The organism is Knoellia pratensis (assembly GCF_042666395.1).
GTDB lineage: Bacteria > Actinomycetota > Actinomycetes > Actinomycetales > Dermatophilaceae > Knoellia > Knoellia pratensis.
On sequence record NZ_JBHTDJ010000003.1, the window covers coordinates 1,267,606 to 1,285,638 of the forward strand.

Sequence of the window (18,033 nt, forward strand, 5' to 3'; positions counted from 1 at the left end):
CGCACAAACCATTGTGCAATCCGATTGCACATGTTTCTCTGCAGAGGCACGCCTGACCCCTGGCGAGCGATCACACTCGGAGGAACCGTGACAAGACGACACAGTCGCTCCCTGGCCGGACTGGCCGGAGCTGCGTTGTTGGTGAGCCTCGCCCCCATGGGTGCGCAGGCGAAGGACGCCGCGCCCCCGGCTTCGGACACCAAGGCTTCGACCAAGCAGCAGGACGACCTGCCCAACCCGCTCGGCGACGCCCAGCGCGCCCTGCGCAAGGAGGCCGTCGACAAGCTCGTCAAGGGCGAGGCGACGACCGAGATGCGCGGTGGCCAGCGCGTCATCAAGCTCGCCGGCAACAAGCACGCTCCCAAGGGCAGCCGCTCGGGCAAGCCCCGCTACGTCTCCTACCCGGTCGAGCGCGAGGAGGACATCTTCACCGTCCTCACCGACTTCGGCACCCAGACCAAGGCGGGCTTCGACGCGACGCCCGGCCCGGTCCACAACAAGATCCCCGCGCCCGACCGCAACTGGGACGGCAACGCCACCGACGACAACTCGACGGCGTGGACCGCGGACTTCAACCGCGACCACTACCAGGAGATGATGTTCGGCGAGGGCGAGTCCTTCAAGGACTTCTACCTCAAGCAGTCCAACGGCCGCTTCCTCGCCAAGGGCGACGTCTCCAACTGGGTCACCGTGCCGTTCAACGAGGCCCGCTACGGCAAGAGCAACGACGCCGATGGCTACTGGAACTACGTCAAGGACACCGCCACCTCCTGGTACAACGCCGAGAAGGCAGCGGGCAAGACCGACGCCCAGATCACGGCATACCTCAAGCAGTTCGACAAGGTCGACCGGTACGACGCCGATGGCGACGGCAACTTCAACGAGCCCGACGGCTACATCGACCACTTCCAGGCCATCCACGCCGGTGAGGGCGAAGAGGCCGGCGGCGGAGCCCAGGGCACCAACGCCATCTGGTCGCACCGCTGGTACGCCTACTCCACCGACCAGGGCAAGACCGGCCCGGCGGGCGCAAAGCTCGGCGGCGTGCCGCTCGGCAACTCCGGCATCTGGATCGGTGACTACACCACCGAGCCCGAGAACGGTGGCCTCGGCGTCTTCACCCACGAGTTCGGTCACGACCTCGGTCTCCCGGACTACTACGACACCGCGGGTGGCGACAACGGCACCGGTTTCTGGACCCTCATGTCCGGTGGCTCGTGGCTGAACCACGGCACCGACTCGATCGGCACCACCCCCGGCTACATGGGCCCGCTCGAGAAGCTCCAGCTCGGCTGGCTCGACGTCAAGACGGTCAAGTACGGCACGGACGCTGCGGTCAAGCTCGGCCCGGCCGACAAGCCTGCCTCCAAGTCCAGCTACCAGGCCCTCGCAGTGACCCTGCCGGACAAGACGGTCAAGGCCGACTACAACACGCCTCGCTCGGGTTCGTTCGAGTGGTGGGGTGGGGCCAACGACAGCCTCAACAACACCCTGACCCGCACGGTGGACCTCACCGGCGCGACCACGGGTTCGGTCTCGGCCTGGCTGCAGTACAACATCGAGCAGGACTACGACTACCTCTACGCCGAGGTCAGCACCGACGCCGGTGCGACCTGGAAGGACGCGGCGGCGCCGATCTCCGGTCCGGCCGACAACGCGGGTCTGACCCCGTGGGCGCAGAAGACGTGGGACCTCACGCCCTACGCCGGCAAGTCCGTGCAGTTCCGCTTCCGCTACGCCACCGACGGTGGCACGCACTTCCAGGGCCCGTTCCTCGATGACCTGGCCATCACCGTGGGCGGCACCACCGTCACCGACGACGTCGAGGGTGGCACCAACGGCTGGACCGCCAAGGGGTTCACCCGCATGGGCGGCTCCACGTCCGAGGTCGTCAGCCACTACTACCTGGCCGAGAACCGGACCTACACCGGTTACGACGCCACGCTCAGGACGGGCCCGTACAACTTTGGGTTCGCCAACACCCGGCCCGACTGGGTGGAGCGCTTCCCGTACCAGAACGGCATGCTCGTCTGGTACGTGAACGGTGAGTTCACCGACAACAACACGTCGGGTCACCCCGGTGGCGGTCAGTCGCTCCCGGTCGACGCTCGTCCGGCTCCCGTCGTGCTCGACGGAGGGGTCAAGCTCGGCAACCGTCGTCAGCCCTTCGACGCCACGTTCGGCCTCGAGAAGACCGACGCGGTGACCTTCCACCGCAACGGTGTTCCGACGCTCGTTCCGTCGCGTCCGGGCATCGCCACCTTCGACGACTCGAACCCGAACGCCTACTGGGACGCCACGAACCCGTGGAACTCGGTCAAGGTCGCCGGCTCGGGCACCGTCCTGAAGGTCAACAAGTCCAGCGCCGACGGCAGCGAGCTGCAGGTGCAGGTCTCCTTCAAGTGACCTGAGCTCCCTGTGAGCTGATCACTTGCCACAAAGGACAAGGGCCCCGAAGCGAGATGCTTCGGGGCCCTTGGCCTGCCTCCCCTAGGATGCCGAACATGGATCGCCAGCAGGAGTTCGTTCTCCGCACCATCGAGGAGCGGGACATCCGCTTCGTCCGCCTCTGGTTCACCGACGTCCTCGGTGGGCTGAAGTCCGTTGCCGTCGCCCCGGCCGAGCTCGAGGGGGCCTTCTCCGAGGGCATCGGCTTCGACGGCTCGGTGATCGAGGGCTTCGCGCGGGTCTACGAGGCAGACATGCTGGCCAAGCCGGACCCGTCGACGTTCCAGGTGCTCCCGTGGCGTGGCGACAACCCGGGGACCGCGCGGATGTTCTGCGACATCACCCTTCCTGACGGCGCGCCGAGCATGGCCGACCCGCGCCACGTCCTGCAGCGCACGCTCGCCAAGGCGGCCGACCAAGGCTTCACGTTCTACACACACCCCGAGATCGAGTTCTTCCTCTTCGAGAGGGGCTTCAGGCCGGGGGAGCAGCCGACGCCGATCGACCAGGCCGGCTACTTCGACCACGTGCCGCACGGATCGGCCCAGGACTTCCGCCGCGCCGCGATCACGATGCTCGAGTCGATGGGCATCAGCGTCGAGTTCAGCCACCACGAGGGCGCACCGGGTCAGAACGAGATCGACCTGCGCTACGCCGATGCCCTCTCGACGGCCGACAACATCATGACCTTCCGCACGGTCATCAAGGAGGTCGCGCTCGAGCAGGGCATCTTCGCCTCCTTCATGCCCAAACCTCTTGCCGAGCACCCGGGGTCGGGCATGCACACCCACATGTCGCTCTTCGACGGTGACAGCAACGCCTTCTACGAGGCGGGTGCGCCCTACTCGTTGTCCAGGACGGGTCGGCAGTTCATCGCCGGTCTGCTCCACCACGGTGCCGAGATCACCGCCGTGACCAACCAGTGGGTCAACAGCTACAAGCGGCTCTGGGGTGGTGGCGAGGCTCCCGCGCACCTCACCTGGGGACACAACAACCGCTCCGCCCTCGTGCGAGTCCCCATGTACAAGCCCAACAAGGGTCAGAGCAGCCGCGTGGAGGTCCGCTCCCTCGACCCCGCGTGCAACCCCTACCTCGCGTTCTCTGTGCTGCTCGCAGCTGGCCTCAAGGGCATCGAGGAGGGCTACGAGCTCGCCCCCGAGACCGAGGACGACGTCTGGGGCCTCACCGACTCCGAGCGCAAGGCGATGGGCATCCGCCCCCTGCCGGCGAGCCTCAGCGAGGCGATCGAGGTCATGGAGGAGAGCGAGCTCGTCGCCGAGACACTGGGCGAGCACACCTTCGACTTCTTCCTGCGCAACAAGCGCGCCGAGTGGGCCGACTACCGCGGACAGGTCACCGCGTTCGAGCTCGAGCGGTACCTCCCGCGACTGTGAGGAGCGCACTGTGAGCGCTCGTGTGCCGTCCGTGCCCGGCGACCTGACCCGGCTCGGCTTCGCCGAACCCCGGCGGGCCGACACGCTGCTCGCGGACCCCGCCCTGGCACCCCTGGTCAAGGATCGCGAGCGCGTCGAGACCGACGGACTCGCCGTGACGCTGGCCCGGGTCAACGACCCCGACCAGGCCCTCCTCACCCTCGTCAGGCTCATGGAACGCGTCGCCACCCCGGCCCAGACCGCCCTGCGTGAGGCGCTCGTCCCCGCTCTGCGCGAGCCCGGTCGCGCCCGTGACCGACTGTTCTCCGTCCTGGGCGCATCGACCGCCCTGGGTGATCACCTCATTGCCCGCCCCGAGCACTGGACCGCCGTCGTCGACGCCGTCCAGCTCGAGGTCGAGGAACGGATCGAACTCCTCACGGCTGCGGTCACCAGTCCCGACGAGGGCACCACATCCGAGGACGCGCTGCGCATCGAGTATCGCCGCCAACTCCTCGGGATCGCTGCCCTCGACGTGTCGCGACCGGACCCGCAGGCCCGCCTCCCCGAGACCGCGGCGGCCCTCGCGGACCTGGCCGAGGCAGCTCTCGAAGCCGCGCTGGTCATGGCTCGTGCCGCACTCGGGCCCACCGCCGACCAGTGCCGCTTCGCCGTCATCGCCATGGGCAAGACAGGCGGACGCGAGCTCAACTACATCAGCGACGTCGACGTCATCTTTGTCGCCGAGCCGTCCGAGGGCTGTGATGAGGACGCTGCCCTGGCCGCCGCCACCGAGCTCGCCACCGCCATCATCAAGATCTGCTCCAGCCAGACAGCCGCAGGTGCCCTGTGGCAGGTCGACCCCGCACTGCGCCCGGAGGGCAAGAACGGCCCACTGGTCCGCACCCTGAAGTCCCACGTGTCGTACTACGAGCGCTGGGCCAAGACGTGGGAGTTCCAGGCCCTGCTCAAGGCCCGCCCCATCGCCGGTGACCGGGCCCTGGGCCGGACTTATGTCGAGGCCGTTGCGCCGTTCGTCTGGTCGGCCGCTTCGCGCGAGAACTTCGTCGAGGACGTCCAGGCAATGCGTCGTCGCGTCGAGGACAACGTCCCCTCGGGTGAGGCGGACCGTCAGCTCAAGCTCGGTCCGGGCGGGCTGCGTGACGTCGAGTTCAGCGTGCAGCTGCTCCAGCTCGTCCACGGTCGCGCCGACAAGTCGTTGCGTTCGGGCACCACGCTGACCGCCCTGGCCGCCCTCTCCCAGGGTGGCTACGTCGGGCGAGAGGACGCACAGACTCTCGAGGCGGCATACCGGCTCCTGCGCACTCTCGAACACCGCATCCAGCTCTATCGCATGCGCCGCACCCACCTCATGCCCACGGCCCCCAGCGACCTGCGGCGGCTGGGACGGGCGCTGGGTCACCAGCGGGACCCCGAGGACTCGGTCACGGCCCAATGGCGGGCGGCTGCTCGCGAGGTCCGCCGCCTGCACCAGCGCATCTTCTATCGCCCGCTGCTGTCCGCGGTGGCCCGACTGGGCCCCGACGAGGTGCGTCTCGCTCCCGAGGCCGCGCGCGAACGGTTGGCCGCTTTGGGTTTCACGGATCCTCGTGGAGCGCTTCGCCACCTCGAGGCCCTGTCCGGGGGAGTGAGCCGACGAGCCTCGATCCAGCGACAGCTGCTGCCCGTCATGCTCGGCTGGTTCGCCGACGAGGCCGCCCCCGACGCCGGTCTCCTCGCCTTCCGACGCATCAGCGACGAGCTCGGCACGACGCCGTGGTTCCTGCGGCTGCTGCGCGACGAGGGGAGTGCCGCCGAGCGGCTCGCTCACACCCTCGGTCGGAGCCGGTATGCCGCCGAGCTCCTGGAGCAGGGACCTGAGTCGGTTCAGTTCCTCGGCGAGTCCACCGGCCTGCGGCCACGCACCCGCGACGAGGTCCAGGTGCGCATGCGCGCTGCGGCCCGACGCAAGGACGGCTCAGAGCCGGCCGTGCTCGCCGCGCGAGCCGTCCGGCGTTCGGAACTCTTCCGGCTCGCGGTGGCCTCGCTCCTCGGGCACATCACCCTCGACGATCTCGGCAGGGCCCTCGCCGACCTCAGCGGGGCACTCATCGACGTCACCCTTGAGGTGGTGCTCGCGGAGGTCGAGAAGCAGACGGGCGCTCCGCCGCTGAGCCGCCACCTCGTCGTCGGCATGGGTCGGCTCGGCGGTGGTGAGTCGGCATTCGGCAGCGACGCCGATGTGCTCTTCGTCCATGACCCCACCGAGGGCGTCGAGGCGAGGGCGGCCCAGGAGCAGGCGCTCGACGTCGTCAAGGAGCTCATCCGCCTCCTCGGTCTCGCGGCGCCCGATCCCCGGCTCGAGGTCGACGCCGGGTTGCGACCCGAGGGCAAGAACGGTCCGCTGACGCGTTCGCTCGACTCCTATCGCGCCTACTACGAACGATGGTCCCTCGTGTGGGAGTCGCAGGCGCTGCTGCGCGCGGCGCCGGTGGCGGGCGACATGGATCTCGGCGCTGCGTTCATCGAGCTCATCGACCCGCTGCGCTGGCCCGAGGGCGGCATCGACGCCGGACAGGTGCGTGAGATTCGCACCCTCAAGGCGCGCATGGAGTCAGAGCGCCTCCCGCGCGGAGCCGACCGCAAGACCCACTTCAAGCTGGGTCACGGCGGCCTGAGCGACGTCGAGTGGTGTGTGCAGCTCATCCAGTTGCAGCACGCGCACGCCCATGAGGGTCTGCGAACCACGTCGACGCTCGAGGCTCTGACCGCGGCCCAGGCCGAGGGTCTCATCGGGACTGAAGACGCCGTGGCTCTGGCCGAGGCATGGCGGCTCGCGTCCCAGATGCGCAATGCCGGTTTGCTCTCTCGAGGGCGGACGGTCGACTCCGTCCCGTCGGACGTGCGCGACGCCGACGGCATGGCTCGCATCATGGGTCTGCCGGCTCGATCGGGACAGGAGCTGGCCAACCGCTACCGCCGGGTCGCGCGTCGTGCCCGACATGCGGCCGAGCACGTCTTCTACGGGGACGCTACCTAGACTGGGATCCATGATCACCGTTCTCGACCTTCGCGGACGCACGCCTTCTGTCCGCGAACTCAGGGGCACCCTGCCGCGTGCCGAGCTGGACGTCGAAGCGGCCCTGGCCGCGGTCCGTCCTGTGTGTGATGACGTCGCCGTCCGCGGTCGTGAAGCCGTCCTCGACGCCTCCGAGCGGTTCGATGGCGTGCGCCCGGCCTCGTTGCGCGTCCCGGCCGAGGTCCTCGCGGGGGCGCTCGTCGATCTCGACCCGCAGGTGCGCGCGGCACTGGAGGAGTCCATCCGCCGGGCCCGAGTGGTCCACTCCGAGCAGCGCCGCACCGAGTCGACCACCACGGTGACGACCGGTGGCACGGTCACCGAGCGCTGGGTGCCGGTCGATCGGGTCGGCCTCTATGTCCCCGGTGGGCGAGCCGTCTATCCGAGCAGTGTCGTCATGAACGTCGTCCCGGCACTTCTCGCTGAGGTCGGGTCGGTTGCCGTCGCGAGCCCGCCCCAGAAGGACTTCGGCGGCTGGCCGCACCCCACGATCCTGGCCGCCTGCGCGCTGCTCGGAGTGGATGAGGTGTGGGCCATGGGTGGCGCCCAGGCCGTGGCGGCCTTCGCCCACGGACTCGACGGTGCCGAGCCGCTCGAGCCGGTCAACCTCGTCACCGGTCCGGGCAACATCTACGTCGCCGCAGCCAAACGTCTGCTCAAGGGACTCATCGGCATCGACTCCGAGGCCGGCCCCACGGAGATCGCCATCCTCGCCGACGCCACCGCCGACCCCGAACACGTCGCCGCTGACCTCATGAGCCAGGCCGAGCACGACCCGTTGGCGGCCGCCGTCCTCGTCACCGACAGCGCCGACCTGGCCGACGCCGTCCAGGTCGCCGTGGAGCGTCGGGTCGCCGCGACCAAGCACTCCGAGCGCGTCATCGAGTCCCTCACGGGCCGCCAGTCGGCGGTCGTTCTCGTCGACTCGGTCGACGTCGGCCTCGATGTCGTCAATGCGTATGCCGCCGAGCACCTCGAGATCCACACGGCGCAGGCAGCCGCAGTCGCGGCACGGGTACGCAACGCGGGCGCGGTCTTCGTCGGCACATGGTCGCCCGTGAGTCTCGGCGACTACTGCGCCGGCTCCAACCACGTCCTGCCGACCGGGGGGTGCGCTGCGCACTCGAGCGGCCTGTCGGTGCAGTCGTTCCTGCGCGGAATCCACGTCATCGAGTACTCCGAGGCCGCCCTGCGTGAGGTCGGCGCCCACGTCGTCACCCTCGCGAACGCCGAGGACCTGCCCGCCCACGGCGAGGCCGTCATCGCGCGTCTGCCCGAGCTCGCATGATCACCCCACGAAGTTCTGCGCTCCTTCGTCACTCCGATACTTCGCGGGGACCCCGATGAGCGAAATCGAGCAGTTGCTGCGCGAGGACCTGCGCGGCCGGACGGCATACGGCGCCCCTCAGCTCGAGGTCCCCGTCGCCCTCAACACCAACGAGAATTCGTATGCCGTGCCCCCGGCTGTCGTCGACGAGATCGTCGCCGCTGTGGCCGGGGTGGCCTCGGGTCTGAATCGCTACCCCGATCGCGAGTTCACGGACCTGCGAGGTGACCTCGCGGCATACCTCTCGCGCAGCGGAACACCGGTGAGCCCGGAGCAGGTCTGGGCCGGCAACGGCTCCAACGAGGTTCTCCTGCACCTGTTGCAGGCCTTCGGTGGCCAGGGACGGACCGCCCTCGGCTTCACTCCCGCGTACTCGATGCACCCGATCATCTCCGCCACCACCGGCACGACATGGGTCGATGGTCTGCGTGGCGTGGAGGGAGGGGGAGCCTTCGACCTCTCCGTCGAGTCCGCCGTGGCGCAGGCGCAGCAGCACGATCCGCACGTCGTCTTCCTGTGCTCGCCCAACAACCCGACCGGCACGGCGCTCACCCTCGACGTGGTCACGGCGGTCCACGATGCCGCGCCGCGGGCGATCATCGTCGTCGACGAGGCCTATGCCGAGTTCGCCCGGCCGGGGACGCCCAGCGCGCTGAGCCTGCTCGAGGGGCGTCCGCGGCTCGTCGTCACGCGCACGATGAGCAAGGCGTTCGCGTTCGCCGGTGGACGGCTGGGCTATCTGGCCGCGGACCCCGAGCTCGTCGATGCGCTCCGGCTCGTGCGCATGCCCTATCACCTGTCCTCACCCGCGCAGGCGATCGCTCGCGCGACGCTCAGGCACGCCGACGCCATGCTGGCTACCGTCGATGTCATCAAGCACCAGCGTGACCGGATCGTCGCGGAACTCACGGATCTGCGCCTCGACCCCGTACCCAGCGACGCCAACTTCGTCCTGTTCGGCGGACTGCGCGACAGCCACGTGACGTGGCAGGCGCTGCTCGACCGGGGGGTTCTCGTTCGGGATGTGGGGATCGAGCACTATCTTCGAGTGACTGCCGGGACACCGGCGGAGACCACAGCCTTCCTCGATGCCGTGGCCGCACTGCCGCCCGACCACCTGTGCCCCGAACACCTGGAAGGACAGTCGTGACCATCAACCGCACCGCGACGGTGACGCGTTCCACCTCCGAGAGCAGCGTCGAGCTCACCCTTGACCTCGACGGCACCGGTGTCGGCGACGTGAGCACCGGAGTCCGGTTCTACGACCACATGCTCCTTTCGCTGGCCAAGCACTCGCTCATCGACCTGCGCGTTCGGGCCACGGGTGACGTCGACGTCGATGCGCACCACACGGTCGAGGACGTCGCCATCATCCTGGGTGACGCCCTGCGTGAGGCGCTCGGCGACAAGAGCGGCATCTCCCGCTTCGGTGACGCCACCGTGCCTCTCGACGAGGCGCTGGTCCACGCGGTTGTCGACGTCGCCGGTCGCCCCTATGTTGTGCACACGGGTGAGCCTGCGGGGCAGGAGTACGTCGTCATCGGCGGCAACTATGTCGGCTCGCTGACTCGTCACGTCCTTGAGTCGTTCGCCTACCACGCGGGCATCGCGCTGCACGTGCGCGTCCTCGCCGGCCGCGACCCGCACCACATCGTCGAAGCCCAGTTCAAGGCCGTCGCCCGCGCGCTTCGTGCCGCCATCGAGCGCGACCCCCGCGTCGACGGCATCCCCAGTGCCAAGGGTGCGCTCTGAGCCGTGGCCACACCTGACCAGACACCAGAACTCGGGCACGGTGTCGTCCTCGTCCGAGGTGGGGCTGCGGCCTCGGCTCGCTGGGTGCGTCGCGGTCTCGTGGCCGTGCGCGTCGTTCCCCTCTCCGGGTGGACCGGCGTCTATCTCGCCGAGGACCGGGCCCTGTCGGTCGCGCCCTATGACGTCGGGCTCGAGATCCTCGCCGCCCGACGCGTGCCCACTCGCCACCGGCCGGCCATCGGGCTGTTCGTCATCGACGGGTGTGCCGTGGTGACGGTCCAGGCACGCGGATGGCGCCTCGAGCAACGGTGGATCGTCTGGGAGCCCGGCACGGGTATCCGCCGAACCCCGGACCTCCCCGCCCTGCCAGCTGGACTCGTCGTCGACGTGGCCGGTGCGCGTTCCCGCACCACCGCCGCCGCGATCACCGAGCACTTCGCCGACACCCAGGGGCAGCCGATCGACGTCCTCATCGGACTCATGCGACTGCTCGGCCTGCCCGGAGAGGAACTGCTCCTCGGCGCGACCGACGAGAGCCACGAGCGCATCGACCCCAGCCCCCGATCCATCGCAGCCTTCGACGCGCTCGTCGCCGAGGAGGCAGCGCACCGCTCGGAGACCGAGCGATGAGTGGCCGCCGGGTCGTCGTCCTCGACCATGGCAGCGGCAACGTCCACAGCGCGGTTCGGGCTCTCGAGCAGGTCGGCGCCCAGGTCGAACTCACCGCCGATCGCGGTCGGGCGCTCGACGCCGACGGGCTCTTTCTGCCGGGCGTGGGCAACTTCCATGCCTGCGTCCGCGGGATGCGTGCAGCCGAAGCTCCCCGCATAGTCGACGTTCGCCTCGCCGGTGGTCGGCCCGTGCTCGGCGTCTGTGTCGGCATGCAGGCACTGTTCGAGTCCTCGACCGAGCCCAGTCGCACGACCGAGGAGGGCCTCGCCGAGTGGCCGGGCACCGTCGAGCGGTTGCAGGCGCCGATCGTCCCGCACATGGGCTGGACCGAGGTCGAGGTGCCTGACGGCTCCTCGCTCTTTGCCGGGGTCGAGTCCGAGCGCTTCTACTTCGTGCACTCGTATGCCGTCCGCACCTGGATGCTTCCCGAACCCACGGGTGCCTTCGCCGCCGTCGCACCCCGAGTCACGCACGCGACCCACGGCGAGCGCTTCGTCGCCGCCGTGGAGAACGGCCCCCTGTCAGCCACCCAGTTCCACCCCGAGAAGTCGGGCGAGGCTGGGCTGCACCTGCTCGAGAACTGGGTCCGGTCACTCTGACCCAGCCCCCCCAACTGCCATAACCCCGTCCCCACGCGCAGAGCGTGACCACAACAGTGAAGGTGCCATGACCACCCCTCGCCTCCAGCTCCTGCCCGCCGTCGACGTCGCCGGAGGGCGTGCCGTCCAACTCGTCCAGGGCGTTGCCGGGTCCGGCGGCGAGTTCGGTGAGCCGGTCGAGGCCGCCCTGCGCTGGCAGGAGGAGGGCGCCGAGTGGTTGCACCTCGTCGACCTCGACGCCGCGTTTGGCCGTGGCGACAACGCGGAGCTGCTCGCCCAGATCGTCGGACAGCTTGACATCGATGTGGAGATGAGTGGCGGCATCCGCGACGCGGAGACCCTCGACCGGGCCCTCGCAACCGGGTGCCGGCGCGTCAACCTCGGCACCGCGGCCCTCGAGAACCCGCAGTGGACGGCCAGCGCCATCGCCGAGCATGGTGACCGCATCGCCGTGGGGCTCGACGTGCGCGGCACAACCCTGGCCGCGCGTGGCTGGACGCAGGAGGGCGGCGACCTGTGGGAGACCCTCGCGCGCCTCGACTCCGAGGGCTGCGCTCGCTACGTCGTCACCGACGTCAACAAGGACGGCATGCTCAAGGGCCCCAACCTCGACCTCCTGCGCGACGTCTGCGCCCGCACCGACCGGCCGATCATCGCCTCCGGCGGAGTCTCGACCCTGGCCGACATCGAAGCCCTCCGGACGATGGTGGGCGACGGGGTCGAGGGAGCCATCACCGGCTCGGCGCTCTACCGCGGTGCTTTCACGCTGCCTGACGCACTCGACGTCGCCGGCCGCCCGTGACCCGCGACCTCGTCTTCACCGGGTTCGCGGGCGACGACGGTGCCGCCGACCCAGCCCTCGCCGCTGCCCTTGAGGCGGCTGACCCGAGCGCCCTCATGGCTGCGCTGCAGGGGGCACGACTGCTTGTGCCGATCGTCTCCGAACCCGTGGAGACCGAGGTCCAGGACGGGCTCGCCGTCGACAAGCAGACCGACCTGGCCGCCGTCACCCTCCTCGCCCCCGACGGCGAACGCGCCCTGCCCGTCTTCACCGGTCTCGCTGCCCTCGCGGCCTGGGACCCGCAGGCCCGACCCGTCCCCGTCACCTCGGCGCGAGCCGGGCAGGCCGCGGTCAGCGAGCTCTGCGACGTCATCGTCATCGACGTCGCCGGCCCCCGCACCACCGTGCTGCGACCATCGATGGTGTGGGCCCTCGCCCAGGAACGCGACTGGCTCATCCCGCACCTCGACCCCTTCGTCGACAAGGCCGTGGCAGCAGCCCTCGCCGAGGAGAGCGCCGTGAGAAGCCACCGGATCGAGGAGGGCGCCCCCGCAGGCCAGGGCATCCTGGGCCTCGTCCTTGAACTGACGGAAGGCCTCGACCCCGCCGACATCCAGCAAATCGCCACCCGGGTGGGGGAGCGCCTCGCCACGGATGGCGAGCTCCGCGTCCGCATCGACGGCCTCGCCTTCCGCATCACCTGACCCGCCGCGCCCCTCGGCTTCGCCCCTTGCGTCGTGCGGTTCTGAATGATCACGAGGGGTTCGGCATACGCCGAATTGGTCCCATGGCGGGGGACTGCTAACCTTGCTGCCGGACCGGCTGTGTCGCCACCCTCCAGGTGATGAACACAGTGCGCAAGTGAAGTTCGCTTCCACCCGCGTCGACCTCAGGTCGCCGGGTTTCTCCACACGGTCCACGGCAGAAGTTTGTGTCGTGGGTGCTCTTCGTGGACGGATGTGAGGCTTCTCGTGCGCTGCGCGAGAAGCCTCTTTTCTCATTTTTGAGTGGCGGACTCGTTTCGGGCCACAGCACAGTCTTCAGTTCCCTTCAGAAGGAGTTCGACATCAGCGAGCCTCGTATCAACGACCGCATCCGGGTTCCGGAAGTGCGGTTGGTTGGCCCCAACGGCGAGCAGGTCGGCATTGTCCGCGTCGAGGATGCTCTGCGTCTCGCGGCCGAGGCAGACCTCGATCTGGTCGAGGTGGCCCCGATGGCCAAGCCGCCGGTCGCCAAGCTCATGGACTTCGGCAAGTACAAGTACGAAGCCGCCATGAAGGCCCGAGAAGCGCGCAAGAACCAGGTCAACACGGTCATCAAGGAGATCAAGCTCCGCCCGAAGATCGACCCGCACGACTACGCCACCAAGAAGGGCCACGTCGTTCGGTTCCTCGGTGGCGGCGACAAGGTCAAGGTCACGATCATGTTCCGTGGTCGCGAGCAGTCGCGCCCCGAACTCGGCTACCGCCTCCTCCAGAAGCTGGCCGAGGACGTCATCGAGCTGGGCACCGTGGAGTCGGCTCCGAAGCAGGATGGTCGCAACATGATCATGGTGCTGGGACCGACCAAGAAGAAGTCCGAGGCTCGCGCCGAGCAGCGTCGCAAGAAGCACGACGAGACTGCGGACGCCAACTCGGCAGCCGCAGCCGACGTGCAGGACTCGCAGGACGAGCTGAATGACGAGATCGCTGCGGCGATGGAGACAGAGCAGTCCGTCGAGGTCATCGAGACCGCGCCGGTCGTTGAGCCCGAGCCCGTCGTTGAGCCCGAGCCGGTCGTCGAGCCCGAGCCGGTCGTCGAGCCCGAGCCGGTCGTCGAGCCCGAGCCGGTCGTCGAAGCCGAGCCGGTCGTCGAAGCCGAGCCGGTCGTCGAGGCAAAGCCCGTCGAGGCAAAGCCCGTCGCCCAGGCCAAGCCGGTCGCCGCGCCGGCCAAGCCGAAGCCGGCTGCGAAGCCCAAGCCGGCCGTGAAGGTCGACTCGAAGCCCAAGGCCCCCAAGAAGGCCATTGCCGCCGAATAGGCGTCAACCACAGATTTCACAGCAGCACCACGGCACCACCGACAGCGAAGGAGATCGGCAGCCATGCCGAAGAACAAGACCCACAGCGGCACCAAGAAGCGCTTCCGCGTCACCGGTTCCGGCAAGGTCATGCGCGAGCAGGCCGGTCACGTCCACAAGTTCCACGAGAAGACCCCCCAGAAGGCCCGCGCCCTCAGCAAGGACGTTCTCGTGTCCAAGGCCGATGTCAAGAAGGTCAAGAAGCTTCTCGGCATCTGAGCCGGCACCCCCCAACGTCCAAGAACAGCAAGGAGGCATCACGTGGCACGCGTGAAGCGGGCAGTCAATGCCCATAAGAAGCGCCGGGTCGTCCTCGAGCGCGCGAGTGGTTACCGCGGTCAGCGGTCCCGTCTCTACCGCAAGGCCAAGGAGCAGGTCACTCACTCCCTCGGCTACGCCTACCGCGACCGTCGCGCCCGCAAGGGTGACTTCCGTCGTCTGTGGATCCAGCGCATCAATGCTGCGGCCCGCGCCAACGGCATGACCTACAACCGCCTCATCCAGGGTCTGAAGATCGCTGAGATCGAGGTCGACCGTCGCATGCTCGCCGAGCTCGCCGTCAACGACATGCCGGCCTTCGTGGCCCTCGTCGAGATCGCCAAGGCGAACGTTCCGGCCCAGCCGGTCGTCGACAAGGCTGCCGTCTGAGCCTGCGAGCCCGCTCGCACCACCGAACGCCGGGAGAGCCGTGCTGACCAACATCCGATCCGATCGGGTCAAGTCAGTGCGATCGCTCTCCCGGCGTTCGGCGCGTGAGCGCACTGGTCGCTTTGTCGTCGACGGTCCGCAGGGCGTGCGCGAGGCGATCCGGTATGCCGCGGAGCGCGTCGACGACATCTACGTCGCCGCCGATGCGATCGAGCGTCACCAGGGCCTCATCGCCGCCGCGCAGGATGCCAACATCCACCTGCACGAGACCGATGACGCCGTCCTGGATGCGATGTCCGACACCGAGTCGCCGCAGGGTGTGCTCGCCGTGGTTGTCGCACAGGCCCACACCCTCGAGCAGGTGCTCGCGAACATGCCGCGACTGGTCGTGCTGCTGACCAACGTTCGTGACCCCGGCAATGCCGGCACGGTCATCCGTGGTGCCGATGCCTTCGGCGCCGATGCTGTGCTCGTCTCCGACGGGTCGGTCGACGTCCTCTCGCCCAAGGTCGTCCGTTCGACCGTGGGGTCCCTCTTCCACCTGCCGGTGGTCACCGGACTCGACGTGGACAAGACGTTGGAGGCCCTGGCGGCACACGGCATACGCACGTATGCCGCCGACGGAGTCGGCACGACTGCGCTGCCCGACGTCGACGTGAGCCAGCCGCATGCCTGGGTGATGGGCAACGAGGCCTGGGGCCTGCCGGCGGAGATTCGCGACCGGTGCACTGACGTGGTCCGGGTGCCGATCCACGAGCGCGTCGAATCCCTCAATCTCGCCATGGCGGCGACGATCTGCCTGGCCACGTCGGCGGGAGCGACGCGTCGGTCCTGACGACGCGAGCCGAACGTGGTGGGATATCCACATGGATGCACCGCCCACGTCCGAATCCTTCCTGACCGTTCCGAGCTCAGTTGCCTCGTCGGCCGCGGAGATGCTCCCCGACGGCCTCATCAGCGCTGATGCGGCGGGCGTGGTGTTGTTGGTGAACCATCGGGCCGAGCAGATCCTCGGCCGTCCAGCCGCTGACTTCATCGGGCGGGACATCCGGGTGGTGCTGCCGCTCGAGACGCGCAACGGTGAGTCGTGGTGGACGCTGACCGATCCCTGGGGTGGGCTGCGCATCCGCACGGGTCACCGCGAGAAGCTCCTGCTCCTGCCAGACGGCACGGAGCTGCTCATCACCTCGAAGTACCTCCGAACGGGCCGGGCCGGGCCGCTGGGCGCCATCATGGTGGGCGTGCGCGACGCCGAGGCGCGCAGGCGTGCCGAACTCGACCACGCCGCGCTCATCTCGACGATCGCCCATGAGCTTCGTTCCCCGTTGACCGGCGTCAAGGGGTTCAGCTCGACCCTGCTTCGCCGGTGGGACCAGTTCACCGAGGAGCAACGCATCACGATGCTCGAGGCGATCGACTCCGACGCCGACCGCCTCACCCGGCTCATCACCGATCTCCTCGATGTCTCGCGCATCGACACCGGCAAGCTGCGCATCCACGAGGTCCCTGTCCCTACCGAGACGATGCTGACCCGTCACGTCGACCGCGCCGTTGCCGGGGGGCAGGACCGAGACAGCTTCTCCGTCAGCGTCGAGAGCGGAGCCCAAGAGCTCTACGCCGACAGCGATCGGCTCGACCAGGTGATCTCCAATCTCGTCGAGAACGCCATCCGGCACTGCGAGAGCAAGGTGACCCTCTCCGCAGCGCCGCACTCGGCGGATGGTCAGACCGGAGTCGTCATCAGCGTGGCCGACGACGGGCCGGGGATCCCGGCTGAGCAGCGCCGGGCGGTCTTTGGTCGCTTCTGGCACGGTCCGAGCGGCACCGGCACGGGTCTGGGCCTCTACATCGTCAAGGGCGTCATCGAGGCGCACGGCGGCTGGTCCCAGATCGACGACGCCCAGGGTGGAGGAGCGGTCGTCCGGGTCTACCTGCCGAGTGAGCCCGTCTGAGTGACAGTTGGGCTGACCGAGCCACACGGCATACCCTCCAAGAGATCAGCAACGAATCCTATTGAGGGAGAGGGGTGTCCGGTGTCGGTCGTGTCCATCGCGCCCTACCGGGTGGCGCTGGCGAGCCGAGACCTGCGGCTGGCCCTGCTGCTCGGGTCGTTCGTCCGCATCCCCGTGTTCTCCGCCGGCGTGCTGCTCACCGTCCACGTCGTCACCACCCTCGACCGCTCGTATGCCGCTGCGGGCCTGCTCGCTTCCGTCGCGACCATCGCCGTGGCCATCAGCGGACCGTGGCGTGGACGCCTCCTTGACCGTATCGGTCTGCGCCGGGTCGTCCTGCCCTCCACCGTGGTCGCCCTCGCGTGCTGGTCGGTGGCCCCGTGGGTCGACTACCTGCCACTGCTCGTCCTCGCCGGTGTCGCAGGCCTGTTCGTCATCCCGAGCTTCTCGATCATTCGGCAGGCCGTCATCGCTGCCGTCCCGAGCCAGGAACGTCGGACCGCGATCTCACTCGATGCCGTGGCCGTCGAGATCGCCTTCATCATCGGGCCAGCGGCCTCCATCTGGGCCGCCTCGCAGTGGAACACCCGCTGGGTGCTGTTCGCCATCCAGATGCTCGGGGTGGTCGGCGGGCTGACTCTGTGGCTCGTCAACCTGCCGCTGCGCAGCGACGCCGAGGAGGAGGGCGTGGGGGAGCATCCACCCCGATCGGCATGGTTCGGTGTGCCGTTCATCGCGGTCTGCTGCGCGGCGGCATGTGCGACCTTCGTGTTGTCGGGCACCGACCTTGGCATCGTCGCCCGGATGCGCGAGCTGGGGTCGCCCACGGCCATCGGCATCGTCCTTGGGCTCTGGGGGCTCGGCTCCTTGGTGGGTGCCCTTGTCTACGGAGGTTTGAGCCGCCCGATCTCGACCTTCTGGTTGCTCGGAGCCCTCGCCCTCGTGACTCTGCCGATGGGACTGGCCCACGGGCTCGTCTCGTTGTCGGTGCTGGCCTTCATCGCCGGGCTGCTCTGCGCGCCCACGATCACGGCGAGCGTCGACCAGGCCAGCCGGATCGTCCCGGCATCGGCGCGCGGCGAGGCGATGGGGTGGCACGGCTCGTCGTTGACGTTGGGTGGCGCGATGGGCGCGCCGTTTGCCGGTCTCGCCATCGACGAGGTCGGCGCCGGTGGAGGCTTCGTGGCCCCGGCCGCAGTGGGCCTCGTCGTCGCGGTCCTCGGGGCCGTGGCCGCACAAACCCGCCGACGCCGGCATGCGCCCGCGCGCTAGGCTGGCTGCCATGTCTCCCGCCTCGGCTTCGCGCACTCCCCGTGCCGTGCGCCGATTTACCGTGCCCTCGGGCG

At 69.0% G+C, this 18,033-nt stretch carries 15 protein-coding genes and 1 pseudogene; all 16 read left to right on the forward strand.

Annotated elements, in window-relative coordinates:
- The first annotated feature begins 87 nt into the window (after window positions 1-87).
- Window positions 88-2,406 carry an immune inhibitor A domain-containing protein gene (locus tag ACFQRE_RS15950; RefSeq protein WP_380124146.1) on the forward strand — a complete coding sequence of 773 codons (2,319 nt, stop codon included), beginning with the start codon at window positions 88-90 and terminating at the stop codon, window positions 2,404-2,406.
- A 98-nt stretch (window positions 2,407-2,504) separates the two neighbouring features.
- Complete coding sequence (gene glnA / locus ACFQRE_RS15955; protein ID WP_380124149.1) at window positions 2,505-3,842, forward strand: type I glutamate--ammonia ligase; 1,338 nt, start codon at window positions 2,505-2,507, stop codon at window positions 3,840-3,842.
- A 10-nt stretch (window positions 3,843-3,852) separates the two neighbouring features.
- A complete protein-coding gene (locus tag ACFQRE_RS15960) occupies window positions 3,853-6,861 on the forward strand; it encodes a bifunctional [glutamine synthetase] adenylyltransferase/[glutamine synthetase]-adenylyl-L-tyrosine phosphorylase (protein ID WP_380124151.1) in 3,009 nt (1,002 codons plus the stop codon).
- 10 nt (window positions 6,862-6,871) lie between these two features.
- The gene (gene hisD / locus ACFQRE_RS15965; protein ID WP_380124153.1) at window positions 6,872-8,188 is read left to right on the forward strand and encodes a histidinol dehydrogenase; all 1,317 of its coding nucleotides are present in this window, start codon (window positions 6,872-6,874) and stop codon (window positions 8,186-8,188) included.
- Window positions 8,189-8,243: 55 nt separating this feature from the next.
- Window positions 8,244-9,377, forward strand: coding sequence for a histidinol-phosphate transaminase (locus ACFQRE_RS15970; RefSeq protein ID WP_380124155.1), 1,134 nt, complete (start codon window positions 8,244-8,246; stop codon window positions 9,375-9,377).
- A complete protein-coding gene (gene hisB, locus ACFQRE_RS15975; protein WP_380124157.1) occupies window positions 9,374-9,979 on the forward strand; it encodes an imidazoleglycerol-phosphate dehydratase HisB in 606 nt (201 codons plus the stop codon). The genes ACFQRE_RS15970 and hisB overlap by 4 nt, the downstream gene beginning before the upstream one ends.
- 3 nt (window positions 9,980-9,982) lie before the next feature.
- Window positions 9,983-10,609 (forward strand): hypothetical protein, encoded by a 627-nt coding sequence (locus tag ACFQRE_RS15980; protein ID WP_380124160.1) that lies wholly within the window; start codon window positions 9,983-9,985, stop codon window positions 10,607-10,609.
- Window positions 10,606-11,250: an imidazole glycerol phosphate synthase subunit HisH gene (hisH, locus tag ACFQRE_RS15985; protein WP_380124163.1), complete on the forward strand. Its 645-nt coding sequence runs from the start codon at window positions 10,606-10,608 to the stop codon at window positions 11,248-11,250. The genes ACFQRE_RS15980 and hisH overlap by 4 nt, the downstream gene beginning before the upstream one ends.
- Before the next feature lie 67 nt (window positions 11,251-11,317).
- A complete protein-coding gene (gene priA / locus ACFQRE_RS15990) occupies window positions 11,318-12,052 on the forward strand; it encodes a bifunctional 1-(5-phosphoribosyl)-5-((5-phosphoribosylamino)methylideneamino)imidazole-4-carboxamide isomerase/phosphoribosylanthranilate isomerase PriA (RefSeq protein ID WP_380124166.1) in 735 nt (244 codons plus the stop codon).
- Window positions 12,049-12,735, forward strand: a complete 687-nt coding sequence (locus ACFQRE_RS15995) for an SseB family protein (RefSeq protein WP_380124168.1) — start codon at window positions 12,049-12,051, stop codon at window positions 12,733-12,735. The genes priA and ACFQRE_RS15995 overlap by 4 nt, the downstream gene beginning before the upstream one ends.
- Window positions 12,736-13,097: 362 nt before the next feature.
- A pseudogene (infC, locus tag ACFQRE_RS16000) lies at window positions 13,098-13,676 on the forward strand (translation initiation factor IF-3); the annotation flags it as partial.
- Window positions 13,677-14,111: 435 nt separating this feature from the next.
- Window positions 14,112-14,306 carry a 50S ribosomal protein L35 gene (rpmI, locus tag ACFQRE_RS16005; protein WP_009775194.1) on the forward strand — a complete coding sequence of 65 codons (195 nt, stop codon included), beginning with the start codon at window positions 14,112-14,114 and terminating at the stop codon, window positions 14,304-14,306.
- A 42-nt stretch (window positions 14,307-14,348) separates the two neighbouring features.
- Window positions 14,349-14,735, forward strand: a complete 387-nt coding sequence (gene rplT, locus ACFQRE_RS16010) for a 50S ribosomal protein L20 (protein WP_380124170.1) — start codon at window positions 14,349-14,351, stop codon at window positions 14,733-14,735.
- 40 nt (window positions 14,736-14,775) lie between these two features.
- Window positions 14,776-15,570, forward strand: coding sequence for a TrmH family RNA methyltransferase (locus ACFQRE_RS16015; RefSeq protein ID WP_380124172.1), 795 nt, complete (start codon window positions 14,776-14,778; stop codon window positions 15,568-15,570).
- A gap of 31 nt (window positions 15,571-15,601) precedes the next feature.
- A complete protein-coding gene (locus tag ACFQRE_RS16020) occupies window positions 15,602-16,687 on the forward strand; it encodes a PAS domain-containing sensor histidine kinase (RefSeq protein WP_380124175.1) in 1,086 nt (361 codons plus the stop codon).
- Between the two features lie 81 nt (window positions 16,688-16,768).
- On the forward strand, window positions 16,769-17,959 hold the full coding sequence (locus tag ACFQRE_RS16025; RefSeq protein ID WP_380124178.1) for an MFS transporter: 1,191 nt from the start codon (window positions 16,769-16,771) through the stop codon (window positions 17,957-17,959).
- Window positions 17,960-18,033 lie beyond the last annotated feature (74 nt).